Source organism: Pseudomonas sp. S2_E01 (assembly GCF_054668365.1).
The window spans coordinates 1,746,449-1,768,587 of sequence record NZ_CP162762.1 but is presented as its reverse complement, the minus strand read 5'-3'; the positions used below and the strand labels follow the sequence as shown (position 1 = coordinate 1,768,587).

Below are 22,139 nucleotides of genomic sequence, written 5' to 3'. Positions count from 1 at the left end.
TCCCTCATCAATTGACAATGTTCGAGCCATGGACGAAGCCATGACCAACCGGTTGGTCAACTGCAGGGCACTGGCATACGCATCAGACACCGTCGAACGCGCCGCAGGGCGAAATGACCCTGGACGGATTAAGCGCTCGAACAAAAAAAAGCGAAACTGTCAGAGTTGACAGGTGGGGATTTGTACAGGGGTGGGATTGGACGGTGTTTAGCCCTGTAGGAGCGAGCTTGCTCGCGATGGGTTCAGGAATACCGCTGGGCTAATGACAGCCAGCGTCATCGTTGACGACCATCGCGAGCAAGCTCGCTCCTACAGGTATTGCGTGTGCATTTGTGGGGGCGCGTAGCCGAATCAAATCACGAACCGCGCCACCATCGCATTCAAGTCCACGGCCAGGCGCGACAGTTCGTGGGTGGCGGCGCTGGTCTGGTTGGCGCCGGCGGCGGACTGGGTGGCCAGGTCGCGGATGTTGACCAGGTTGCGGTCCACCTCGCGGGACACCTGGGCCTGTTCTTCCGAGGCGCTGGCGATCACCAGGTTGCGTTCGTTGATCTGGTGGATCGACTGGGTGATCTGCTCCAAGGCAACGCCGGCAGCGCGGGCCAGTTCCAGCGTGCTTTGGGTACGCTGGTTGCTCTGCTGCATCGAGGACACCGCTTCACCGGTGCCGTTCTGGATACCGGCGACCATCTTCTCGATTTCCTGGGTAGATTGCGCCGTGCGATGGGCCAGTGCGCGCACCTCATCCGCCACCACGGCAAATCCACGCCCGGCTTCACCGGCGCGGGCCGCTTCGATGGCCGCGTTCAACGCCAGCAGGTTGGTCTGTTCAGCGATGGCACGGATCACGTCCAGCACCTTGCCGATGTCCCTGCCCTGCTCCGCCAGGCCTTCGATCATCACCGACGTGTTTTGCACATCGTGAGTCATGGTCTGGATCGCGTCGACGGTTTCCACCACACGGTCACGCCCTTCGCGCGCGGCCTGGGTCGACTGGTTCGACGCCTCGGAAGTCGACACGGCATTGCGCGCCACTTCTTCCACCGCAGCGGTCATTTCGTTTACGGCCGTGGCGGCCTGTTCGATCTCGTCGTTCTGCTGCTGCATGCCGCGCGACGCTTCTTCAGTCACCGCGCTGAGTTCTTCAGCGGCGGCGCCCAGTTGCGTGGCGGAACCGGCGATCTGTTCGATGGTTTTGCGCAGGTTGGCTTGCATCGTGGACAGGGCGCTGAGCAGGCGAGCCGGTTCGTCCTTGCCATCGACTTCGACAGTTTTGGTCAGGTCGCCACCGGCGATGGTTTCAGCGGCTCTCACCGCGCGGGTCAATGGCGTGACGATGCTGCGGGTCAGCAGCCAGGCCAGCAGCACGGTCATGACAGCCGCCAGTACGGCCACCGCGATGATGCCGTTGACGGCACCGCTGTAGTTCTCGGCGGCGGTCACTCCGGCGACCTTGGCAGCCTCGGCGTTGAAGGCTACCAGCTTGTTGAGCTGCTCGCCCATCAGGTCGGTGCCGTCCTTGATCCGCGTGTTGATCAGGGTGCGCAACTCATCGACCTTGTTCTGGCGCGACAGGTCGATCATCTCGCGTTGGGCTTGCATGTAGTTGTCCAGCGTCGTGCTGAACTCCTTGTACAGCGTGGCTTCCCGGGTGCCCATCGGCAATGCCGCGTAATCGGCTTGCGCCTTGCGCACCTTGTCGCTGAGCACGACGATGCGCGAGTCGGCTTCCTGCAAACTGGCCGGTTCGCGATTGACCAGGATGCGGAACGACAGGATGCGCATGCGCAACACGTTCTCGGTGACGGTGCTCAGGTAACCCACGCTCGGCAGTTGGTTGCTGCCCATGTCCACCGACGCCTGGCGGATGACCGACATGCGGTTGACGGCAAACACGCCCAGCACAACCACCAGCAGGGCAATGAAGGCGAACCCAAGGAAGGCGCGCGGTGCGATATTCAGATTACGCAAGGACATAGGACGATACTCGGGGGTGAGTGTGGCTTCGAGCATCCGTGCTTTGCGGGTGGGCACGACAGGTGCGCACCTGATTTATATATCGGCGGGGCTTGAGGTTTTTTGCGGGGGTTTGTGAAATATTTTTTTACGGGCTGAGGTGTGTTTCATCCTTGAAACACTCGAGGCGTCTAGCTCGATACTTGTGGGAGCGAGCCTGCTCGCGATGGCGGAGGGTCAGCTACATGAGCGCTGGTTGACCGGGCCTTATCGCGAGCAAGCTCGCTCCTACAGGGGGTGGGGTGTCAGGATTGGCTGGCCATCCGCCAAACCCGGGCGATGTCGCTTGCCCGTTCCTGCAACAGGCGCGGCGCTTCACTGCACGCCTGTTGCAGGGTCATCGGGCCGCTGGTGAGGGCGAACGCGGCGTCGATGCCGTGTTCGTACAGCGCCTGGTAACCCTCGCCCAGGGTGCCAGCGATCACGATGACAGGCACACCCTGTTGCCGGGCGATGCGGGCGACACCGAACGGGGTTTTGCCACGCAGGGTCTGCGCGTCGAAACGGCCTTCGCCGGTGATCACCAGATCAGCGTCCTGCACCGCCTCGGCCAGGCCCACCAGCTCCGCCACCACCTCAACCCCGGCCTGGAACCGCGCCCCGAGAAACGCCTTGGCGGCAAACCCCAGGCCGCCCGCCGCGCCACTGCCCGGCTCATCGCGCACATCCTTACGCAGCACCTGGGCGCAGTGGTCGGCAAAGTGGCCAAGGGCGCTGTCCAATTGCTCGACCTGCCGGGAAGACGCACCTTTCTGCGGACCGAAAATCGCCGAGGCACCGTGGGGGCCGCACAGCGGATTATCGACGTCGGCGGCGATGTCGAAGCGCACCGTCGCCAGGCGCGAATCGAGTTCGTCCAGGTCGATGCGCGCCAGTTGCGCCAGCGCCAGCCCACCCGGCGCCAGGCTTTGACCCTGGGCGTCCAGCAGCTTCACGCCCAGCGCCTGCATGGCGCCGGCACCGCCGTCGTTGGTGGCGCTGCCGCCAATCGCCAGGATCACCCGTTGCGCCCCGGCATCGAGTGCCGCGCGAATCAGCTCGCCAGTGCCGTAGGTGCTGCTGACGCACGCATCTCGCTGCCCTGGCGCGACCAATTGCAGGCCGCTGGCTTCGGCCATTTCAATGATCGCGGTGTGGCTGTGCGGCAGCCAGCCCCAGGCGGCATCGACCGTGTTGCCCAATGGCCCGCGAACCTTCGTGCGGCGCAACTGACCTTCGCAGGCCGCGAGGATCGATTCGACCGTGCCTTCACCACCGTCTGCCATGGGGCACTTGAGCAACTGCGCATCCGGCCACACCTGGGCCAGGCCAATGGCGATGGCATCGGCGACACCCTGGGCGCTGAGGCTGTCCTTGAACGAATCCGGGGCGATGACGATTTTCATGGGGTATCTCCAGTTTCAATGCCTTTATGTTGAACCGTCCTGCCTCAGCGAGAGGGCGATCCACGTTACCGCAACCAATACCGTTTGCCACGCGGGAAAATTCTGGTATTTGATGGAGGCTTTCCCACTGGCAAAAGGAATTCATCATGAGCTACCGCACCTTGGGTCATTCCGGTTTGCAGGTGTCCACCCTGACCCTGGGCACCATGATGTTTGGCGAGCAGACCAGCACCGAAGATTCCCTGCGGATCATTGAAAAGGCCTGGGACCAGGGCATCAATTTCATCGACACCGCCGACGTCTATACCAACGGCCGCTCCGAGGAAATCGTCGGTGAAGCCATTGCCCCCAACCGCCATCAGTGGGTGCTGGCCACCAAGGTCGGGTTCGGTCCGGCGGACGGCGTGCCGAACCGTTCGGGGCTCAGCCGCAAGCATCTGTTCAATGGGATCGAGGCCAGCCTGACGCGCCTGGGCACCGACTACCTCGACATCTATTACCTGCACCGCGAAGACCACAACACGCCGCTGGAGGTGACGGTGTCGGCCATGGGCGACCTGATCCGACAGGGCAAGGTGCGTTACTGGGGTTTGTCGAACTACCGTGGCTGGCGCATCGCCGAGGTCATTCGCCTGGCCGATCAACTGGGGGTCGACCGCCCCGTCATCAGCCAGCCGTTGTACAACATCGTCAACCGCCAGGCCGAGCCCGAGCAGATCACCGCTGCGCAGCACTACGGCCTGGGCGTGGTGCCGTTCAGCCCGTTGGCCCGTGGCGTACTCAGCGGCAAATACGCCCCGGATGCCAAACCCGACGCCAACAGTCGCGCCGGTCGTGCCGACAAGCGCATCCTGGAAGTCGAGTGGCGCATGGAGTCCCTGCGCATTGCCCAGCAGATCCAGCAATACACCCGGGAGCGTGGCGTGGGCATCGTGGAGTTCGCCATCGCCTGGGTGCTCAACAACAGCGCCGTCACCTCCGCCATTGTCGGGCCGCGTACCGAAGAACAATGGGATGCCTACACCAAGGCGCAGGCGGTGAAGATCACTGCCGAGGATGAGGCGTTCATCGATTCGCTGGTGACGCCGGGGCATGCGTCCACACCGGGGTTCAATGATGTGGGGCATTTTGTTTCCGGGCGTAAGCCGCGATGAGGAGCGGGCCTGCCTGCGATGGCGGTATTTGTCAGACACAACTAGGCTGACTGAGACGTCGCCATCGCGAGCAAGCTCGCTCCTACAGGTGTTGTGGATTTTGATCACGCGGCCAATATTCACAACAAAAACCGCGTATCCTCCGCATTCCGTTCAACGCTCGGCTACGCGAGGACAGTTTGTCTAAAGGTATCGCTCTATCGGTTTCAGCCTCGGTGCTGTTTGCCGTCATGTATTACTACACCTCACTGCTCAGTCCCTTGAATGGTGTGGAGATTTTCGGTTGGCGGATGCTGCTGACCGCGCCCTGCATGACCCTGTTCATCCTGATTTCCGGCGAATGGAAACGTGCCCTGGAGATCGTGCGGCGCGTTGCCGCCAACCCCAGGCTGATTGCCTGCCTGATCGTCTCGTCGGCGCTGCTCGGCGTGCAACTGTGGTTGTTCATGTGGGCGCCGCTCAATGGCTACAGCCTCGACGTCTCGCTGGGCTATTTCCTGCTGCCGCTGGCGATGGTGCTGACCGGGCGAATCGCCTATGGCGAGCGCCTGTCGTACCTGCAAAAGGTCGCGGTTTTTTTCGCCAGCCTGGGTGTGGTCAATGAGTTGTATCAGGTGGGCGGTTTCTCCTGGGCGACGCTGGTGGTGGTGGTCGGCTATCCGCTGTACTTCGTACTGCGCAAATGGATGAAGTCCGACAACCTCGGTGGGCTTTGGCTGGACATGGTCATCATGCTGCCCATCGCGTACGGGTTCGTGCACGGCGGTACGAATGGTTTCGGCGTGTTCGATCAGTATCCGGCGCTGATGGGGCTGATCCCGCTGCTGGGACTGATCAGCGCCTCGGCGCTGGTGGTGTACATCATCGCCAGTCGGCTGCTGCCGTTCAGTCTGTTTGGCCTGCTCAGCTACGTAGAGCCGGTGCTGTTGCTCGGCGTGGCGCTGTTGCTGGGGGAAAGCATCAAGCCCGGGGAATGGCTGACCTACATCCCGATCTGGATGGCGGTGCTGGTGCTGGTGTTCGAGGGGTTCAAGCATTTGGTGCGGCAGCGCAGGCCTTGAGGCTGCGCAACACTCACTATGGGAGCGGGCTTGCCCGCGATAGCGGTGTTACAGCCTCATCTGAGTTGACTGACACTCCGCCATCGCGGGCAAGCCCGCTCCTACAGTTTTATTACTCGGCGTTCAACACGCCACGCCGAACCTGATCCCGCTCGATCGATTCGAACAACGCCTTGAAGTTGCCCTCGCCGAAACCATCATCGCCCTTGCGCTGGATGAATTCGAAGAACACCGGGCCCATCAGGGTTTCCGAGAAGATCTGCAACAGCAGGCGCTTGTCCCCCGCCTCGGAGGAACCGTCGAGCAGAATGCCCCGCGCCTGGAGCTCGCCCACCGGCTCGCCGTGGTTCGGCAAACGGCCTTCGAGCATTTCGTAATAGGTGTCCGGTGGCGCGGTCATGAAGCGCATGCCGATCTTCTTCAGGCGGTCCCAGGTGTCGATCAGGTTATCGGTGAGGAACGCCACGTGCTGGATGCCCTCGCCGTTGAACTGCATCAGGAACTCTTCGATCTGCCCGGCACCCTTGGACGATTCCTCGTTCAAGGGAATGCGGATCATGCCGTCCGGCGCGGTCATCGCCTTGGAGGTCAGGCCGGTGTATTCGCCCTTGATGTCGAAATAGCGGATCTCGCGGAAGTTGAACAGCTTCTCGTAGAAATTCGCCCAGTACGCCATGCGCCCGCGATACACGTTGTGGGTCAGGTGATCGATGATTTTAAGGCCCGCCCCCGCAGGGTTGCGCTCGACACCTTCCAGGAAAACGAAGTCGATGTCGTAGATCGAGCTGCCCTCGCCAAAACGGTCGATCAGGTACAGCGGTGCACCGCCAATGCCCTTGATCGCCGGCAGGTGCAGCTCCATCGGGCCGGTTTCGATGTGGATCGGCTGCGCGCCCAGCTCCAGTGCGCGTTTGTAGGCTTTCTGCGAATCCTTGACGCGAAACGCCATGCCGCACACCGACGGACCGTGCTCGGCTGCGAAGTACGAGGCGACGCTGTGGGGTTCGTTGTTGAGGATCAGGTTGATCGCGCCCTGGCGATACAGGTGCACGTCCTTGGAACGGTGGGTCGCGACCTTGGTGAAGCCCATGATCTCGAAGATCGGCTCCAGGGTGTTGGGGGTTGGCGATGCAAATTCGATGAACTCGAAGCCCATCAGGCCCATTGGGTTTTCGTATAAATCTGCCATGGTTGGCGCCTCATCATGCTTTTCAATTAACGAACGTTATGGCTGAAAATGCTGAGACCGCCGGGTGGCGCGCAGGAGATGCCGCGCACGCTGCGGGCGAGGAAGTCACCATAGATCAATTGAAACCCGAAACTGTTCATCGTCGACCCAAGGCTCTGGCGGGAAAGGCTTCTGCTGCCAGAAGGATTATTATTGTATGCGTAAACCGATTCTACACAGCGTAAATCGGTTTGTCCGCCTGCTGTATCAAAAGCCCTTTTTCAACGCACGTGCAAGGGGTTTGTTGCACAGGAAAACGCCCGCCAGGATCAATCCGGTCAACGAAAATGCCCAGCGCCAACTATCATGGCCTTTGACCGGGCTTTTTGCGCAAAGCGTGTCCGGCAAGCAGCCCACGCCAACGAGACAGACTCCACGCATGCCGCTGATCGTCAAACACCGCCGCACACGCCGCACCCGCCGCCTGGTGACATTGCTCAGCGGCCTGCTGCCGATCGGGCTGGGGGTCGCCATCCTGTACTTGCAGGCCGGACGCACGCTGGAACACAGCACCCGACTCACCGCCGAAGAAGCCATCCGCCAGTTCGACCTGATGCTCGACAACACTGCCCAGGCTGCCCGGGAGCTGGTGCCACTGGCCGGCCAACCCTGCGAAACAGTGAAACTGGCCCTGCGTGAACAGGTCACCCGAAGGCCGTTCGTGCGTTCAACGAATCTGGTTTGGGAAGGCAACCTCTATTGCAGCTCGTTGTTTGGCGACTATCAGGAAAAGGTCAATGCCGACGACTACACACACGGCACCCTGTGGCTGATGAACGGCAACCCGGTCACGCCCGATACGGCGCTTCTGGTGTATCGCCTCAGCGAGGGCAAACAAGGGGCATTGACCACCCTCGATGGGTATCACCTGAGCAACGTGCTACGCCTGATCGGTCGCAACACCCTGCTGATACTGCGCGTCGGGCCACACTGGTTATCCGCCGACGGCAGCGTCCATGAAGGCGCCCTGCCGTCGTTGCCGGTGGCTGAAAACCAGCTCACCTCCCAGCGCTACGGCTTCACGGTCGCCGCCGGTTTTCCCGAAGGCGAGACCTGGCGCTACATGCGCAGCGAATACCCGTCGCTGTTCAGCCTGCTGATCTTTTTTGGCGCCGTGTCCGCGCTGATCGGGCACGCACTGCAAAAGCGAGCATCGTCTCCCAGCCACGAATTGCGCCGGGCGCTGGATGCGCAGGAGTTCGTCCCGTATTTCCAGCCGGTGGTGCACGGCACCACCAAAAGGTGGTCGGGCGCCGAAGTGTTGATGCGCTGGAATCATCCCAAAGAAGGCCTGGTGCGCCCGGACCTGTTCATTCCGTTTGCCGAGCATTGCGGCCTGATCGTGCCGATGACGCGCTCATTGATGCAGCAAACCGCGCAGTTGCTCGGCCCGCTGTCCACTTCATTCGCTGACCCCTTGCACATCGGCATCAACATCACAGCCAGCCACTGCCAGGACCTGCAACTGGTCGAAGATTGCCGGGCGTTTCTCGACGCCTTCGCACCGGGCTCGATTCATCTGGTGCTGGAGCTCACCGAGCGCCAGTTGATCGAGCCCACGCCCGTGACCCTGCAACTGTTTGATCAGCTACGGGCGCTGGGCGTGAAGATCGCCATCGACGACTTCGGCACCGGGCATTGCAGCCTGGGTTACTTGCGCCAGTTCAACGTGGACTTCCTGAAAATCGACCAGAGTTTTGTCGCCATGATCGGCGCCGACGCCCTGTCCCGACACATTCTGGACAGCATCATCGAGCTGTCGGCCAAGCTTGACCTGGGCATCGTCGCCGAGGGCGTGGAAACCCACGAGCAAAGTGATTACCTGAGCGCCCACGGCGTTAACTTCCTGCAAGGTTATCTGTTTGGCCGACCGATGCCTCCGGCAGATTTCATTAACGCATTAACTCACCATTAACTAGCGCTTTTATGCGATGAAACAACCTGACGGCCTGTCCTTTTGAAACAACACGGTCGATCTTGTTACATGAAGAAAAAGTCACGATTTACTCTTCGGCCATTAACTACTACAATTTTTCTTGCCTGCGCTAGATTGGCAGGTGAGCCACTTATCACCGAGTCGCTTCAAGGCCCTTGCTTATAGCTTTGTTTGCGGTTGGTCTCAGCCAAACACACTATTGGAGTAAAGATATTGTCCAGACTCGCTGAATTTCGTGCAGCTGAAAAGGCCCTTCAAGAACAGCTCAAACAGCTGGAATCCCTGAAGAACGACGCCGGGCTCAAGAAAGAAATCGAATTCGAAGAAAAGCTCCAGGGGCTGATGAAAACCTACGGCAAGAGCCTGCGTGACATCATCGCCATTCTCGATCCGAATCCAAAGTCCGGCCTTCAGCAGGCTGCTGCACCCAAAACCCGCCGCGCTCGCGTGGTCAAGGTCTATCAGAACCCACACACTGGCGAACTGATCGAAACCAAGGGTGGCAACCATCGCGGGCTGAAAGCCTGGAAGGAAGAATACGGCGCCTCCACCGTTGATTCCTGGCTGCGCGGCTGATCACTCGTGGTAGGAAAAAGCCCTGCTCGATGCAGGGCTTTTTTATGGATGCTCAACAATTGCAACGATTTGAATCGATCAGTGTTCTAGTTACCGTTCAACTTTGTATTTAATCCCTTTGGGCATCTAAAAATGGCGCAATGCACGATGGTGCAATTGCTCCAATTAAAGTTGCAGGCTGTTACGGGCCGACGCTATTTCGTCCTCGCTGGCCTTATAAGCCTCGGCTTGCCCAGCGTAGGAAAAAACATACGCCTTATCCGCACCCAGCGCTGCCACCAATGTTTGTGAGAGCACATGTCGGCCATTCTGGGTAATGGTGCAGGTGGTTTCCAGCGCCGCTAGCCGGCTCAAGGTTGCCGTATGGATTTTAGTGCAGACGCTTTGATAGCCACCCTGGAAAAAGTCCTTCTGCACCGACTTGCGCATCTCCAGCAACACGCCTTGCAAATTGACCTGATGACCACTTTCCACAGGCGTCGTGGTCAACTCCATCACCATGACGGGCGTGCCACCCTCATCATGTTTCACCGCCCGCTGGCGAGACACCTGAGGCCGGGCGTCGTCCTGAGGCACCGTTTCGATCTCCCAGCCCTTCGGCCAGGTCACCGTGGGCGCATCAGCCTGCGCCTCGGCGATACCCATCAGCAGACCCAATAGAACGAACAGCAGTTTAGGGGATCGGATCATTGCAATGAACACTCGCGGATTGAACCGCAAAGTCTGAGCCCAGGCCATCGCTCAGGCAATAGCAGACGCTTTGGGGTTTGGTGATGCCAGCCCCCTTGCGTATCATTGGCACCATTATTTAGCCCAACTTGTTGACGGAGGGCCCATGAGCCTGCACGAATTGAACACCTTCCCCGGCGTCACCGCCCAACCGGACAGCGCCACCCGCCAGTTCGTCTTCAACCACACCATGCTGCGGGTCAAGGACATCACCAAGTCCCTGGATTTCTACACGCGCATCCTCGGGTTCTCGCTGGTGGAAAAACGTGACTTCCCGGAAGCCGAGTTCAGCCTGTACTTCCTGGCGCTGGTGGACAAGGACCAGATCCCGGCCGACGCCGCCGCGCGCACCGAGTGGATGAAGTCGATCCCCGGCATCCTGGAACTGACCCACAACCACGGCACCGAAAACGACCCGGACTTCGCCTACCACAACGGCAACACCGACCCGCGCGGTTTTGGCCACATCTGCATCTCGGTGCCGGACATCGTCGTCGCGTGCGAGCGTTTCGAAGCCCTGGGCTGCGACTTCCAGAAACGCCTCTCGGATGGCCGCATGAAGAGCCTGGCCTTCATCAAGGACCCGGATGCCTACTGGGTTGAAATCATTCAGCCTGCGCCGCTATAAGTCAGTACCAGGCGCGGTGAAACTATGGGAGCGGGCTTGCTCGCTCCCACAGGTTAAACTTTCACAGGTTGATTGGTGCAAGACACAAAAAACCCCATGATCACTCATGGGGTTTTTTGTTTCAGGGCCTGGCGTTACGCCGGGGCCGAGGTGCGGATCAGGTGGTCGAATGCGCTCAGGGAAGCCTTCGCGCCCTCGCCCACTGCAATCACAATCTGCTTGTACGGCACGGTGGTCACGTCACCGGCGGCGAACACCCCCGGCAGCGAGGTCTCGCCACGGGCGTCTACGATGATCTCGCCGCGAGGCGACAACTCGACAGTGCCCTTGAGCCAGTCGGTGTTGGGCAGCAGGCCGATCTGCACGAAGATGCCTTCAAGGTTGACCGTGTTGAACTCGCCCGAATCGCGGTCCTTGTACACCAGGCCCGTGACCTTCTCGCCGTCACCCTTCACTTCGCTGGTCAGCGCACTGGTGATGACATCGACGTTGGGCAGGCTGAACAGTTTGCGTTGCAACACCGCATCGGCGCGCAGCTTGCTGTCGAACTCCAGCAGTGTGACGTGGCTGACAATACCCGCCAGGTCGATGGCCGCTTCGACGCCGGAGTTGCCGCCGCCAATCACCGCCACACGCTTGCCCTTGAACAGCGGACCGTCGCAGTGCGGGCAGAAGCACACGCCCTTGGCTTTATATTCCTGCTCCCCCGGCACGCCCATTTCACGCCAGCGAGCGCCGGTGGCCAGGATCAGCGCCTTGGTTTTCAGGCTGGCACCGCTTTCGAAGCGCACTTCGTGCAACTCGCCAGGGTTCTTCGCCGGGATCAGCGCGCTGGCCCGTTGCAGGTTCATGATGTCGACGTCGTACTGCTTGACGTGTTCTTCCAGGGCACTCGCCAGTTTCGGCCCTTCGGTCTCCTGCACGGAAATGAAGTTTTCGATGGCCATGGTGTCCAGCACCTGGCCGCCGAAACGTTCCGCTGCAACACCCGTGCGAATGCCTTTACGGGCGGCGTAGATCGCCGCCGAAGCACCGGCTGGGCCACCGCCGACCACCAGCACGTCAAAGGCTTCCTTGGCGCTGATCTTCTCGGCTTGGCGCTCAGCGCCGCTCGTGTCGATCTTGGCGAGGATTTCTTCCAGGCCCATGCGGCCCTGGCCGAACACTTCGCCGTTCAGGTAGATGCTCGGCACGGCCATGACCTTGCGATCGTCGACCTCAGCCTGGAACAGCGCGCCGTCGATGGCGACGTGGCGGATGTTCGGGTTCAGCACCGCCATCAGGTTCAGCGCCTGGACCACATCCGGGCAGTTCTGGCAGGACAGCGAGAAGTAAGTTTCGAAGTTGAACTCGCCTTTAAGCGAACGGATCTGTTCGATCACTTCGGCACTGGCTTTCGATGGGTGGCCGCCGACTTGCAGCAGCGCCAGCACCAGGGAAGTGAATTCGTGGCCCATCGGGAGGCCGGCAAAACGCAGGCTGATGTCCTGGCCTGGGCGATTGATCGAGAACGATGGCTTGCGAGCATCGTTACCGCTGTCGATCAAGGTAATGAGTGTGGAAAGGCTGGCAACGTCTTTCAACAGGTCGAGCATTTCCTGGGATTTCGCACCGTCGTCGAGCGAAGCAACGATCTCGATCGGTTGGGTGACCCGTTCCAGGTACGATTTCAACTGGGCTTTAAGATTGGCGTCCAACATACGGGCGATTTCCTTTATCAAATTCTTTGCATAAAAAAACGCCCGAGCGAATCTCGCCCGGGCGTTTTCATAGGGCGGTGCAGCTTACTGAGTAGGTGCGGTGAACCGCCCTGCGGAGCGTGTCACTGACTTAGATCTTGCCGACCAGGTCCAGGGACGGAGCCAGAGTGGCCTCGCCTTCTTTCCACTTGGCTGGGCAAACCTGGCCTGGGTGAGCAGCGACGTATTGAGCGGCCTTGATTTTGCGCAGCAGCTCGGAAGCGTCACGGCCAACGCCGCCATCGTTCAGCTCAACGATTTTGATCTGGCCTTCAGGGTTGATCACGAAGGTGCCACGGTCAGCCAGGCCAGCTTCTTCGATCAGCACGTCGAAGTTGCGGGAGATGGCGTGGGTTGGGTCGCCGATCATGGTGTACTGGATTTTGCCGATGGCTGGCGAAGTGTTGTGCCAGGCAGCGTGAGCAAAGTGGGTGTCAGTGGAAACGCTGTAGATTTCGACGCCCAGTTTCTGGAATTCGTCGTAGTTGTCAGCCAGGTCTTCCAGTTCGGTTGGGCAAACGAAGGTGAAGTCGGCTGGGTAGAAGAACACGACAGACCACTTGCCTTTCAGGTCAGCGTCCGACACTTTTACGAAGTCGCCGTTTTTGAAGGCGTCAGCTTTGAACGGTTTAACTTGGCTGTTGATGATAGGCATCGATGACTCTCCGTCAGGGGTTGTGAAGTTGATGGAGAGGACTTTACCGGCTCAGGCAGCGATTGGCTCATTGGCAAACCTGATGCTGCTGATCGGTTTTGGCTATTAGCGGATGTTATTAATAGAAGAAATTGGTATCTAGCTGTCGCTGAGGTGACCTGTAGGAGAGAGCTTGCTCCTACAGGGGATTCACATCAGACCGGGGTGCGCATCGTCACGAACTCTTCCGCCGCCGTCGGGTGCACGCCGATGGTGTCGTCGAAGTCGCGCTTGGTGGCGCCGGCCTTCAGGGCGATGGCCAGGCCTTGCACGATCTCGCCGGCGTCAGGGCCGACCATGTGGCAGCCCAGCGCCTTGTCGGTCTTGCCGTCCACCACGAGCTTCATCAGGCTGCGCTCCTGGCAATCGGTCAGGGTCAGTTTCATTGGCCGGAAACGGCTCTCGAAAATCACCACCTCATGCCCGGCCGCGCGGGCCTCTTCTTCGGAGAGGCCAACAGTGCCGATGTTCGGCAGGCTGAACACCGCCGTCGGGATCATCTTGTAATCCACCGGACGATACTGCTCAGGCTTGAACAGGCGGCGCGCCACGGCCATGCCTTCGGCCAGCGCCACAGGGGTGAGCTGGACGCGGCCAATGACGTCGCCCAGGGCCAGGATCGACGGTTCGGCCGTCTGGTACTGCTCGTCGACTTCGACAAAGCCCTTGTCATTGAGCTTGACCCCGGTATTTTCCAGCCCCAGGTTGTCCAGCATCGGACGCCGCCCCGTGGCGTAGAAGACGCAGTCGGCCTCCAGTACGCGTCCGTCCTTGAGCGTCGCCTTGAGGCTGCCGTCGGCGAGCTTTTCGATGCGCTCGATGTCGGCATTGAATTGCAGGTCCATGCCGCGCTTGGTCAGCTCTTCCTGCAAGTGCTTGCGGACCGAGCCGTCGAAGCCGCGCAGGAACAGGTCACCGCGATACAGCAAGGTAGTCTGGGCGCCCAGGCCGTGGAAGATCCCGGCGAACTCGACGGCAATGTAGCCGCCGCCCACGACCAGCACGCGTTTGGGCAGGGTCTTGAGGAAGAACGCCTGGTTGGAGCTGATGGCGTGTTCGTGACCCGGGATCTCCGGGATCTGCGGCCAGCCGCCCGTGGCGATCAGGATGTTTTTCGCGGTGTAACGCTCACCGTTGATCTCGACCGTGTGCGGGTCGACGATGCTGGCGTGGCCTTCATGCAACGTCACGCCGCTGTTGACCAGCAGGTTGCGGTAGATGCCGTTCAGGCGGTTGATCTCGCGGTCCTTGTTGGCGATCAAGGTGGCCCAATCGAAATCGGCCTCGCCCAGGGTCCAGCCGAAACCGGCAGACTGCTCGAAGTCTTCGGCGAAGTGGGCGCCGTAGACCAGCAGTTTTTTCGGCACGCAACCAACGTTGACGCAGGTGCCGCCCAGATAGCGGCTCTCGGCCACGGCCACCCTGGCGCCAAACCCCGCCGCGAACCGCGCCGCGCGCACACCGCCGGAACCGGCGCCAATTACATACAGGTCAAAATCAAAGGCCATTGTCTATCTCCTCGGCAGGCCATCAGCATACCCGCCGCCGTTCGTTGGGCAAGCGCAGAAAAACAAAAAGCCACCCGAAGGTGGCTTTTCAGTACAAGCAAGCGTGGCGTTATCAGTAAGCCTTGCCGGTCTTGTAGAAGTTCTCGAAGCAGAAGTTGGTGGCGTCGATGTAGCCTTCGGCGCCGCCGCAGTCGAAACGCTTGCCCTTGAACTTGTAGGCCATGACGCAGCCGTTCTGGGCTTGTTTCATCAGGGCGTCAGTGATCTGGATTTCACCGCCTTTGCCCGGCTCGGTTTGTTCGATCAGGTCGAAGATGTCCGGGGTCAGGATGTAACGACCGATGATCGCCAGGTTCGATGGCGCGTCTTCCGGTTTTGGCTTCTCGACCATGCTGTGTACACGGTAGATGTCGTCGCGGATCATCTCGCCGGCGATCACGCCGTACTTGTTTGTTTCCTGCGGGTCGACTTCCTGGATCGCGACGATCGAGCAGCGGAATTGCTTGTACAGCTTGACCATCTGGGTCAGGACGCCGTCGCCTTCGAGGTTGACGCACAGGTCGTCCGCCAGCACCACGGCAAACGGTTCGTCACCGATCAGTGGGCGGCCGGTCAGGATCGCGTGACCCAGGCCCTTCATTTCGGTCTGGCGGGTGTAGGAGAACGAGCACTCGTCAAGCAGCTTGCGGATGCCGACCAGGTATTTCTCCTTGTCGGTGCCCTTGATCTGGTTTTCCAGCTCGTAGCTGATGTCGAAGTGGTCTTCCAGGGCGCGCTTGCCGCGACCGGTGACAATGGAGATTTCGGTCAAACCGGCATCCAGTGCCTCTTCGACGCCGTACTGGATCAGTGGCTTGTTTACCACCGGCAGCATTTCCTTGGGCATGGCCTTAGTCGCTGGCAGGAAGCGAGTACCGTAACCGGCTGCTGGGAACAAGCATTTCTTGATCATAAAAGTCCTTGAAAGGGCTGTGTGTACGAGTTTCGGCGCAGTCTAATCAGGCGGCGTGCACCTTACAATGCCCCGCACTGGCTAACCGATGCCAACATAGAGAAATATTCCAGCGGATAGTTCCGCGTAATTGCTGGAGTGCCATTAGGCATAGCAGAAAATCGCGTCGACGCCGGGAATTCGCAGGCGGCGGATGCGGCCTTTTGACGCTATCATGCCGCGATTCAACCAGCCAACGAGGCAGATAGATGTCGGCAGCAAAAAGCGTCAACGGGTTCCTGATCAACAAATCCAGCGATGGCCAGTGGTGGGTCGACAGCGCCAACGGCGAGCGCATTGCCGGGCCATTCCCGAGCGAGAAGATGGCCGTTGAAGTGGCCAGCGTGCTGGAACTGGAGCGCCCGGCACCTGCGCGGCGCAGCAAGGACACCTGACACACCCGTCCCCTGTAGGAGCGAGCATGTCGAGGCGTCGAACCGTCGCGATGGGCGTCAACGATGACGCTGGCTGTCTGGATGCCCGCGGTGCCTGAGCCACCATCGCGACGGTGCGACGATTCGACATGCTCGCTCCTACAGGCATCTCGGGAGATTGAGAAAGACATGGCCTTTGGCTATAACCTTTTGCTCACGGCGCTGTCACAGACTTAGCCCCATTATCCTGACGACGACCCAAACATGAACAAACTGCTACCGTTGATTGCGCTCCTGGCCCTGGGTGGCTGTGCCACCACCGAAACCACTTACCTGGGCAATGGCGAGCAAGGCCTCGCCATCGACTGCTCGGGGGAAGCCAATTCCTGGGCGACGTGTTACGAAAAAGCCGATGCCTCCTGCGCCGGCACCGGCTATCGAATCGTTGGCACCGACGGCACACCGTCTCCCAAAGAAGAGGACAAGACGCTGGGGGTCGACATCGGCAACTACAAGAACCGCAGCGTCGTGGTGGTCTGCAAGTAAGGCGCCCTGCCCTACATGTGGATCTCTGCGAACTTGATGCCCAGCCCACGCACCGTCTCGATCAAGTCATCGAGACGTGCGAAGGATTCGACTTCGTCGTTGTCGTCCACCAGAAAATAACTGCGCCCCGCGCTTTTCTTGAAGAACACAATCCATTGCGCCGGCTCCGCCGGGTTTTGAATCACATGGGTGGCAGAGATTTGACCCTCTGCATGGCGCTCCCGTACCTGCTCTCGCTTCATGCTCGACTCCAGAAATGACAATGCCGCCAAGCGTTGCTGTGGCGGCATCGGTGCTGACGGGCGGTATTCTATCAGCCGGAAATGCAGGCGGTGGCGGCGTTGCGTACATCCATCGGACGCAGGGGCACATTGGAAATGCGTTCGTGCAGCTTGATGCTGCTGCCACCGGAGCGTTCCTCGATATCGAACACTGCGGCAGGGCCCGAGGAAAATTTCTGCGGCACAATCACCCGTACCGCATCCTTGCCTTGCGGCTCGATTTGCAGGGGGCTGCGGCTGCTGGCCAGTTTTTCGCTCAGGCATTGCGCGTACTCATGGGGCTTCTTGCCGGAAATCACGTTCATGGTCGGCAGCGATTCATTGATTTCCTTGACGCTCGCACAACCACTCATCGCCAACGCGCACGGCAAGACCCACACAGCCCATTTCATACAAAACCTCCGACAAAGAGCCTCGGACAGCGCAAACGCTGATTTTCTCCATGGCCCCCTGCTTTTTCGTTCATTGAATTTTCGAAATACTTTGTTTAATTGCCAAAGCGATGCCCGGCGGTCGGATAATAACCCGTCCAGGCTGATAAACTGCGCCAATCACCCTGGCTATCGTTTTGATTTTGTAGAAAAAGCCCTTTTGGAGGCGCCCCCATGAAATTTATCCACCAGCGAGAGCACCTCAACGAGGACGACATCGTCGTCATCCAATGCTCGCAGACGTGCAACATCCGTTTGATGAACGACGCCAATTTCCGCAGTTTCAAGAATGGCGGCCGTCACACCTACCATGGTGGCGCGTTCGACACCTTCCCGGCGCGCATTACCGCACCGAGTACCGGATTCTGGAACATCACCATCGACACTGTCAGCCGCCGGGCAATCAGCGTGACCCGCAAACCGACCCTGACTCACTCGATCAAAATCATCCGTCGTTCCAGCACCAAACTGAGCTGAACGGCACTCGACGCACAGGCACGACCATGGCTCTAACCACTAAATACGTCATCAAGTACAAGCTCAACGGTGAGCGCCGCTTCGAGTTTGCCCAACTGGAAAACGGCACCGAAGCAGAAGCCAAGGCAGCCCTGGATGCCTTGCATGGCGCCGGCGACGATGTCATCAGCGAAATCAGCGTCAGCAAGGCGCTGTAATACTGCGCACCATGAACCCGATCACCTTTGATCTGTTTGCCGATGTTGAGCCCGAACAAGCGCCCCGGCGCGAGCAGATTGGCGAACAGTCCTACGTCTTGCGCGGCTTCGCCCTGCCCTGGCTGGAGCAATTACTGCCAGCGCTGGAAACGGTGCTGGCGGTGGCGCCGTTTCGGCAGATGGTCACCCCCGGCGGTTTCACCATGTCCGCCGCGTTGAGCAGTTGCGGCAACTGGGGCTGGACCACCGACCGCAGCGGTTACCGCTATTCGCACCTGGACCCACGTACCCAGGCCCCTTGGCCCGAGATGCCCGCTGTTTTTTTCGCCCTCGCCCAGGCGGCGGCGCTGGAAGCCGGTTTTGCCGACTTCGTGCCAGATTCCTGCCTGATCAACCGCTATATTCCCGGCGCGAAAATGTCATTGCATCAGGACAAGGACGAAGCGTCCTACGCGGCGCCGATCGTTTCGGTGTCACTCGGGCTGCCGGCGATGTTTCTGTTCGGTGGATTCGAGCGCAGTGAAAAAAGCCAGCGGGTGCCGTTGTTTCATGGCGACATCGTGGTCTGGGGCGGTGTCGACCGCTTGCGTTATCACGGGATTTTGCCGATCAAGCCAGGCGTGCACCCGCGCCTGGGCGAGCAGCGCATCAACTTCACTTTTCGCACTGCTCATTGATCATTCGAGTTTGACCGCAAGACCCGGAGTGCAGCGACCTCGTCGACTGGTTAATCTGACTCAAACGGATCAACGGACTTCACGCCATGACCACCATCGAGAACGATCCCCGCTGGGCCGCCGTCGTCGCCCGCGATCCCCGCGCCGACGGACAGTTTGTGTATGCGGTGAAAACCACAGGGGTGTACTGTCGCCCGAGCAGCCTGGCCCGCTTGCCCAAACCGCAGAACGTCGAGTTCTTCGATTCAGCCGAGCAGGCCCAGGCGGCGGGTTATCGTCCGAGCAAACGTGCGGTGAAGGATCACAGCGACGGCGCCACGCAACATGCAGCGACGGTCGCCGCGGCGTGTCGCCAGATCGAGTCCGCCGAGCACTTGCCGACCCTGGGCGAGTTGGCCGATGCGGCCGGCTTGAGCAGTTTTCACTTCCATCGAGTATTCAAAACCATCACTGGCCTAACCCCCAAGGGCTATGCCACGGCGCACCGCTCACGCAAGGTCCGTCAGCACCTGGCGGGGGCAGGTTCGGTGACCGATGCGCTGTATGACGCCGGCTTCAATTCCAACGGGCGTTTTTATGCGGCGGCGGACCAGGTGCTGGGCATGAAGCCCGGTGACTACCGTGCCGAGGGGCAGAACAACGACATCCGTTTTGCCGTCGGCCAGTGTTCGTTAGGCGCAATATTAGTCGCGCAAAGCTCGCGGGGTGTCTGCGCGATTCTATTGGGCGACGATCCGCACCAGTTGGTCTGCGACCTGCAGGACAGGTTTCGCCGCGCCAACCTGATCGGCGCCGACCCCGAGTTCGAGCAACTGATCGCCAGGGTCGTCGGTTTTATCGAAGCCCCGGCCATCGGCCTGGATTTGCCGCTGGACGTGCGCGGCACGGCGTTTCAAGAGCGGGTCTGGCAAGCCCTGCGTGAAATCCCGGTGGGCAGCACCGCCAGCTACGCCGATATCGCCCAGCGCATCGGCGCGCCGAAGGCCGTGCGCGCCGTGGCCCAGGCCTGCGGCGCGAACAGCATCGCGGTGGCCATCCCCTGCCACCGCGTGGTGCGCAGCGATGGCAATCTGTCGGGCTACCGCTGGGGCGTAGAGCGCAAACGCCTGTTACTGGACCGCGAGTCGCACTGAATCAGCGGTTCACATCCACCACCACCCGCCCACGCAACTGGCCGGCGAGCAACCGCGGTGCGGCTTCGATCACTTCGCTGAGGCCAATTTCGTGACTGATCAGTGGCAGCAATGCGCAGTCCAGATCGCTGGCCAGTCGGTTCCATGCCTCGATACGTCTGGCCTTGGGTTGGGTCACGCTGTTGATCCCGGCCAGGGTCACGCCGCGCAGAATGAACGGCGCCACAGACGCCGGAAAATCCATGCCCTGGGCCAGGCCGCACGCGGCAACTGTGCCGTTGGCCTTGGTGCTGGCACAGGCGTTGGCCAAAGTGTGGCTGCCCACCGAGTCGATCACCGCCGCCCAACGCTCCTTGGCCAGTGGCTTGCCCGGCTCTGACAATGTGGCACGGTCGATGATTTCATTGGCGCCCAGGCGCTTGAGGTAATCGTGTTCCGAGGTGCGCCCGGTGGAGGCGACTACCCGGTATCCGAGCTTGCTGAGCAAGGCAATGGCAAAACTGCCGACTCCACCGTTGGCGCCGGTCACCAGGACTTCGCCCTGTTCAGGGGCTACGCCGTTATGTTCCAGCGCCAGGATACTCAGCATCGCCGTGTAACCGGCGGTGCCAATGGCCATGGCCTGGGCGGGAGAAAACGGGTGTGGCAGCGGGATCAGCCAGTCGCCATTGAGTCGCGCCTTCTGCGCCAGCCCGCCCCAGTGCCCTTCGCCGACACCCCAACCATTGAGTAGGACCTGGTCACCGACCTTGTAGTCCGGATGCCCGCTGCTTTCGACTGTCCCTGCCAGATCGATACCCGGCACCATCGGGAATTTGCGCACCACCGGGCTGCTGCCGGTGATGGCCAGACCGTCCTTGAAATTCAGCGTGCTGTACGCCACCCGCACCGTCACATCGCCCTCGGGCAGTTGATCGTCGTTGATCTGTTGCAGCGAGGCGCGGTAACCGCTGTCGTCCTTGTCGATCAAAATACCTTGGAACATGGCTGTCTCCTGCGCATTTGTCGGGTTGTGATGCAATGGAATAACACATTCGCGCCCGATCCCCACACCCGACTTTCGGCCACCCCCACCCCCTGTAGGAGCGAGCTTGCTCGCGATGGGTCCAGCACATCCAGCATCAAGGCGACTGACACGCCGCCATCGCGAGCAAGCTCGCTCCTACAGGGGGTGGCGTGGTAAAACCCTCCCTGCCCTGTTTTGATGTCGGAGAAACCTGCAAATGAGCCAATGGCCAGACACCCGAATCATTGACCTGCTGGGGATCGAACTGCCGATCATCCAGGCGCCCATGGCCGGTGCAACCACTGTCGCCATGGTGGTCGCGACGAACGAGGCCGGTGGCTTGGGCTCCCTGCCCGCCGCCCTGTTGAGCACCGAGCAACTGCGCGAGGACCTGAAAAGCATTCGCGAGCAATCCAGTCGCCCCATCAACGTCAACTTCTTCTGTCACCAGCCGCCCGCCGGCGATGAACAGCGTGCCCGGGACTGGAAAAATCTGCTGGAACCTTACTACCGCGAACTGGGCGTGGATTTCGACGCACCGACACCCGTGTCCAATCGCGCACCGTTCGATGATGCCACCTGCAAAATCGTTGAAGAACTGCGTCCCGAAGTGGTGAGTTTTCACTTCGGCCTGCCGGAAAAATCCTTGCTCGACCGGGTCAAGGCGACCGGGGCCAAGGTTCTGTCCTCGGCCACCACGGTCGAAGAAGCCATCTGGCTGGAACAGCATGGCTGCGATGCGATCATCGCCATGGGCAACGAGGCCGGCGGCCATCGCGGCATGTTCATCGCCGATGACGTCAGCAGACAGGTCGGTCTCTTCGCGTTGTTGCCACAGATCGTCGACGCAGTGAAGGTCCCGGTGATTGCCGCCGGTGGCATTGCCGATGCACGAGGTGTTGCCGCGGCGTTTGTGCTCGGGGCTTCGGCGGTGCAAGTCGGCACGGCCTATCTGTTCACGCCAGAAGCCAAGGTCAGCGCTTCCCACCACCAGGCGTTGCGCACCGCAAAAGAAAGCGACACCGCACTCACCAACCTGTTCACGGGCCGCCCGGCCCGGGGCATTTTCAATCGAGTGATGCATGAACTCGGCCCCATGAGCGACAAGGCACCGGCTTTCCCCTTGGCCGGTGGTGCCTTGATGCCGCTGCGCGCCAAGGGTGAAGCGCAGTTCGCCAATCTCTGGGCCGGACAGGCGTTCCGGTTGTCCGTCGAGATGACAACGGCCGAGCTGACCCGGCAACTCGCCAAAGAAGGCCTGGCCAAACTGACTCGCGCCTGATGATCCCTCGTAGCAGCCGTCGCTGGCTGCTACGAGGCAATTCGACGCATCCGATGGATTCCGTTTACAGGCATTTCGCTATATAGTTTT

The 22,139-nt window shown here is 60.4% G+C and carries 23 protein-coding genes and 1 pseudogene; 12 read left to right on the top strand and 12 right to left on the bottom strand.

Features of this window, described 5'->3' with window-relative positions; genetic code table 11:
* Positions 1-351: 351 nt before the first annotated feature.
* The 3 genes and pseudogenes from AB4O36_RS08170 to AB4O36_RS08160 all read right to left on the bottom strand — a co-directional run bounded on the left by AB4O36_RS08170 (position 352) and on the right by AB4O36_RS08160 (position 3,401).
* Positions 352-1,107, bottom strand: coding sequence for a methyl-accepting chemotaxis protein (locus AB4O36_RS08170; RefSeq protein WP_460126648.1), 756 nt, complete (start codon positions 1,105-1,107; stop codon positions 352-354).
* Between the two features lie 102 nt (positions 1,108-1,209).
* Positions 1,210-1,977, bottom strand: a pseudogene (locus AB4O36_RS08165) (MCP four helix bundle domain-containing protein); the annotation flags it as partial.
* 284 nt (positions 1,978-2,261) lie between these two features.
* A complete protein-coding gene (locus AB4O36_RS08160) occupies positions 2,262-3,401 on the bottom strand; it encodes a glycerate kinase (protein WP_460141432.1) in 1,140 nt (379 codons plus the stop codon).
* 146 nt (positions 3,402-3,547) lie between these two features.
* On the opposite strand from AB4O36_RS08160, the gene AB4O36_RS08155 reads away from it, so the two are divergent.
* The gene (locus tag AB4O36_RS08155) at positions 3,548-4,555 is read left to right on the top strand and encodes an aldo/keto reductase (RefSeq protein ID WP_460141431.1); all 1,008 of its coding nucleotides are present in this window, start codon (positions 3,548-3,550) and stop codon (positions 4,553-4,555) included.
* A 179-nt stretch (positions 4,556-4,734) separates the two neighbouring features.
* A complete protein-coding gene (gene rarD / locus AB4O36_RS08150) occupies positions 4,735-5,616 on the top strand; it encodes an EamA family transporter RarD (RefSeq protein ID WP_460123360.1) in 882 nt (293 codons plus the stop codon).
* Between the two features lie 112 nt (positions 5,617-5,728).
* On the opposite strand, the gene hppD is transcribed toward rarD, so the two are convergent.
* On the bottom strand, positions 5,729-6,805 hold the full coding sequence (gene hppD / locus AB4O36_RS08145; protein ID WP_460123357.1) for a 4-hydroxyphenylpyruvate dioxygenase: 1,077 nt from the start codon (positions 6,803-6,805) through the stop codon (positions 5,729-5,731).
* 418 nt (positions 6,806-7,223) lie between these two features.
* Between hppD and AB4O36_RS08140 the strand changes: the two genes are divergently transcribed.
* Entirely contained in the window at positions 7,224-8,759 is a 1,536-nt protein-coding gene (locus AB4O36_RS08140) for an EAL domain-containing protein (protein WP_460141430.1), read from the top strand.
* A 234-nt stretch (positions 8,760-8,993) separates the two neighbouring features.
* Positions 8,994-9,356: a histone-like nucleoid-structuring protein, MvaT/MvaU family gene (locus AB4O36_RS08135; protein WP_460123352.1), complete on the top strand. Its 363-nt coding sequence runs from the start codon at positions 8,994-8,996 to the stop codon at positions 9,354-9,356.
* Between the two features lie 165 nt (positions 9,357-9,521).
* Here AB4O36_RS08135 and AB4O36_RS08130 read toward each other — a convergent pair whose 3' ends face one another.
* Positions 9,522-10,046, bottom strand: a complete 525-nt coding sequence (locus AB4O36_RS08130) for a DUF4946 domain-containing protein (RefSeq protein WP_460123349.1) — start codon at positions 10,044-10,046, stop codon at positions 9,522-9,524.
* A gap of 145 nt (positions 10,047-10,191) precedes the next feature.
* Here AB4O36_RS08130 and gloA point away from each other — a divergent pair, with 145 nt between their 5' ends.
* Positions 10,192-10,713: a lactoylglutathione lyase gene (gene gloA / locus AB4O36_RS08125; protein ID WP_460123346.1), complete on the top strand. Its 522-nt coding sequence runs from the start codon at positions 10,192-10,194 to the stop codon at positions 10,711-10,713.
* Positions 10,714-10,847: 134 nt separating this feature from the next.
* Here gloA and ahpF read toward each other — a convergent pair whose 3' ends face one another.
* The 4 genes from ahpF to galU all read right to left on the bottom strand — a co-directional run bounded on the left by ahpF (position 10,848) and on the right by galU (position 15,606).
* Positions 10,848-12,413, bottom strand: coding sequence for an alkyl hydroperoxide reductase subunit F (gene ahpF, locus AB4O36_RS08120; RefSeq protein ID WP_460123343.1), 1,566 nt, complete (start codon positions 12,411-12,413; stop codon positions 10,848-10,850).
* A gap of 130 nt (positions 12,414-12,543) precedes the next feature.
* Positions 12,544-13,107 (bottom strand): alkyl hydroperoxide reductase subunit C, encoded by a 564-nt coding sequence (gene ahpC / locus AB4O36_RS08115; RefSeq protein ID WP_017338614.1) that lies wholly within the window; start codon positions 13,105-13,107, stop codon positions 12,544-12,546.
* 194 nt (positions 13,108-13,301) lie between these two features.
* Positions 13,302-14,654: a glutathione-disulfide reductase gene (gorA, locus tag AB4O36_RS08110; protein WP_460141429.1), complete on the bottom strand. Its 1,353-nt coding sequence runs from the start codon at positions 14,652-14,654 to the stop codon at positions 13,302-13,304.
* Between the two features lie 112 nt (positions 14,655-14,766).
* Entirely contained in the window at positions 14,767-15,606 is an 840-nt protein-coding gene (gene galU, locus AB4O36_RS08105; RefSeq protein ID WP_003182953.1) for a UTP--glucose-1-phosphate uridylyltransferase GalU, read from the bottom strand.
* 248 nt (positions 15,607-15,854) lie between these two features.
* Between galU and AB4O36_RS08100 the strand changes: the two genes are divergently transcribed.
* Both AB4O36_RS08100 and AB4O36_RS08095 read left to right on the top strand, forming a co-directional pair.
* The gene (locus tag AB4O36_RS08100; RefSeq protein WP_460123337.1) at positions 15,855-16,040 is read left to right on the top strand and encodes a hypothetical protein; all 186 of its coding nucleotides are present in this window, start codon (positions 15,855-15,857) and stop codon (positions 16,038-16,040) included.
* A gap of 243 nt (positions 16,041-16,283) precedes the next feature.
* Complete coding sequence (locus AB4O36_RS08095) at positions 16,284-16,565, top strand: hypothetical protein (protein WP_460123334.1); 282 nt, start codon at positions 16,284-16,286, stop codon at positions 16,563-16,565.
* Positions 16,566-16,576: 11 nt separating this feature from the next.
* Here the strand turns inward: AB4O36_RS08095 and AB4O36_RS08090 are convergent, their stop codons facing one another.
* Together AB4O36_RS08090 and AB4O36_RS08085 are read right to left on the bottom strand one after the other, a co-directional pair.
* Positions 16,577-16,807, bottom strand: coding sequence for a hypothetical protein (locus AB4O36_RS08090; RefSeq protein WP_460123331.1), 231 nt, complete (start codon positions 16,805-16,807; stop codon positions 16,577-16,579).
* 71 nt (positions 16,808-16,878) lie between these two features.
* Positions 16,879-17,238: a hypothetical protein gene (locus AB4O36_RS08085; RefSeq protein WP_460123328.1), complete on the bottom strand. Its 360-nt coding sequence runs from the start codon at positions 17,236-17,238 to the stop codon at positions 16,879-16,881.
* A 213-nt stretch (positions 17,239-17,451) separates the two neighbouring features.
* Between AB4O36_RS08085 and AB4O36_RS08080 the strand changes: the two genes are divergently transcribed.
* From AB4O36_RS08080 to ada, 4 genes are all read left to right on the top strand, one after another.
* Complete coding sequence (locus tag AB4O36_RS08080) at positions 17,452-17,754, top strand: DUF1883 domain-containing protein (protein ID WP_460123325.1); 303 nt, start codon at positions 17,452-17,454, stop codon at positions 17,752-17,754.
* A 26-nt stretch (positions 17,755-17,780) separates the two neighbouring features.
* The gene (locus AB4O36_RS08075) at positions 17,781-17,951 is read left to right on the top strand and encodes a hypothetical protein (RefSeq protein WP_460123323.1); all 171 of its coding nucleotides are present in this window, start codon (positions 17,781-17,783) and stop codon (positions 17,949-17,951) included.
* An 11-nt stretch (positions 17,952-17,962) separates the two neighbouring features.
* Positions 17,963-18,628 (top strand): DNA oxidative demethylase AlkB, encoded by a 666-nt coding sequence (gene alkB / locus AB4O36_RS08070; protein WP_460123320.1) that lies wholly within the window; start codon positions 17,963-17,965, stop codon positions 18,626-18,628.
* 86 nt (positions 18,629-18,714) lie between these two features.
* Entirely contained in the window at positions 18,715-19,761 is a 1,047-nt protein-coding gene (gene ada / locus AB4O36_RS08065) for a bifunctional DNA-binding transcriptional regulator/O6-methylguanine-DNA methyltransferase Ada (protein WP_460123317.1), read from the top strand.
* Position 19,762: 1 nt separating this feature from the next.
* On the opposite strand, the gene acuI is transcribed toward ada, so the two are convergent.
* Positions 19,763-20,746 carry an acrylyl-CoA reductase (NADPH) gene (gene acuI, locus AB4O36_RS08060; RefSeq protein WP_460141428.1) on the bottom strand — a complete coding sequence of 328 codons (984 nt, stop codon included), beginning with the start codon at positions 20,744-20,746 and terminating at the stop codon, positions 19,763-19,765.
* Between the two features lie 238 nt (positions 20,747-20,984).
* Between acuI and AB4O36_RS08055 the strand changes: the two genes are divergently transcribed.
* The gene (locus AB4O36_RS08055; protein WP_460141427.1) at positions 20,985-22,049 is read left to right on the top strand and encodes an NAD(P)H-dependent flavin oxidoreductase; all 1,065 of its coding nucleotides are present in this window, start codon (positions 20,985-20,987) and stop codon (positions 22,047-22,049) included.
* Positions 22,050-22,139: the final 90 nt, after the last annotated feature.

Bases quoted from the DNA above. Each gene is read 5' to 3' on its own strand.
- galU (WP_003182953.1), bottom strand. From the start codon at position 15,606: ATGATCAAGAAATGCTTGTTCCCAGCAGCCGGTTACGGTACTCGCTTC.
- AB4O36_RS08170 (WP_460126648.1), bottom strand. From the start codon at position 1,107: ATGCAGCAGCAGAACGACGAGATCGAACAGGCCGCCACGGCCGTAAAC.
- hppD (WP_460123357.1), bottom strand. From the start codon at position 6,805: ATGGCAGATTTATACGAAAACCCAATGGGCCTGATGGGCTTCGAGTTC.
- AB4O36_RS08055 (WP_460141427.1), top strand. From the start codon at position 20,985: ATGAGCCAATGGCCAGACACCCGAATCATTGACCTGCTGGGGATCGAA.
- acuI (WP_460141428.1), bottom strand. From the start codon at position 20,746: ATGTTCCAAGGTATTTTGATCGACAAGGACGACAGCGGTTACCGCGCC.
- AB4O36_RS08100 (WP_460123337.1), top strand. From the start codon at position 15,855: ATGTCGGCAGCAAAAAGCGTCAACGGGTTCCTGATCAACAAATCCAGC.
- AB4O36_RS08085 (WP_460123328.1), bottom strand. From the start codon at position 17,238: ATGAAATGGGCTGTGTGGGTCTTGCCGTGCGCGTTGGCGATGAGTGGT.
- AB4O36_RS08090 (WP_460123331.1), bottom strand. From the start codon at position 16,807: ATGAAGCGAGAGCAGGTACGGGAGCGCCATGCAGAGGGTCAAATCTCT.
- AB4O36_RS08130 (WP_460123349.1), bottom strand. From the start codon at position 10,046: ATGATCCGATCCCCTAAACTGCTGTTCGTTCTATTGGGTCTGCTGATG.
- ahpF (WP_460123343.1), bottom strand. From the start codon at position 12,413: ATGTTGGACGCCAATCTTAAAGCCCAGTTGAAATCGTACCTGGAACGG.
- AB4O36_RS08080 (WP_460123325.1), top strand. From the start codon at position 17,452: ATGAAATTTATCCACCAGCGAGAGCACCTCAACGAGGACGACATCGTC.
- gorA (WP_460141429.1), bottom strand. From the start codon at position 14,654: ATGGCCTTTGATTTTGACCTGTATGTAATTGGCGCCGGTTCCGGCGGT.
- ada (WP_460123317.1), top strand. From the start codon at position 18,715: ATGACCACCATCGAGAACGATCCCCGCTGGGCCGCCGTCGTCGCCCGC.
- alkB (WP_460123320.1), top strand. From the start codon at position 17,963: ATGAACCCGATCACCTTTGATCTGTTTGCCGATGTTGAGCCCGAACAA.
- AB4O36_RS08155 (WP_460141431.1), top strand. From the start codon at position 3,548: ATGAGCTACCGCACCTTGGGTCATTCCGGTTTGCAGGTGTCCACCCTG.
- AB4O36_RS08140 (WP_460141430.1), top strand. From the start codon at position 7,224: ATGCCGCTGATCGTCAAACACCGCCGCACACGCCGCACCCGCCGCCTG.
- AB4O36_RS08075 (WP_460123323.1), top strand. From the start codon at position 17,781: ATGGCTCTAACCACTAAATACGTCATCAAGTACAAGCTCAACGGTGAG.
- gloA (WP_460123346.1), top strand. From the start codon at position 10,192: ATGAGCCTGCACGAATTGAACACCTTCCCCGGCGTCACCGCCCAACCG.
- ahpC (WP_017338614.1), bottom strand. From the start codon at position 13,107: ATGCCTATCATCAACAGCCAAGTTAAACCGTTCAAAGCTGACGCCTTC.
- AB4O36_RS08160 (WP_460141432.1), bottom strand. From the start codon at position 3,401: ATGAAAATCGTCATCGCCCCGGATTCGTTCAAGGACAGCCTCAGCGCC.
- AB4O36_RS08095 (WP_460123334.1), top strand. From the start codon at position 16,284: ATGAACAAACTGCTACCGTTGATTGCGCTCCTGGCCCTGGGTGGCTGT.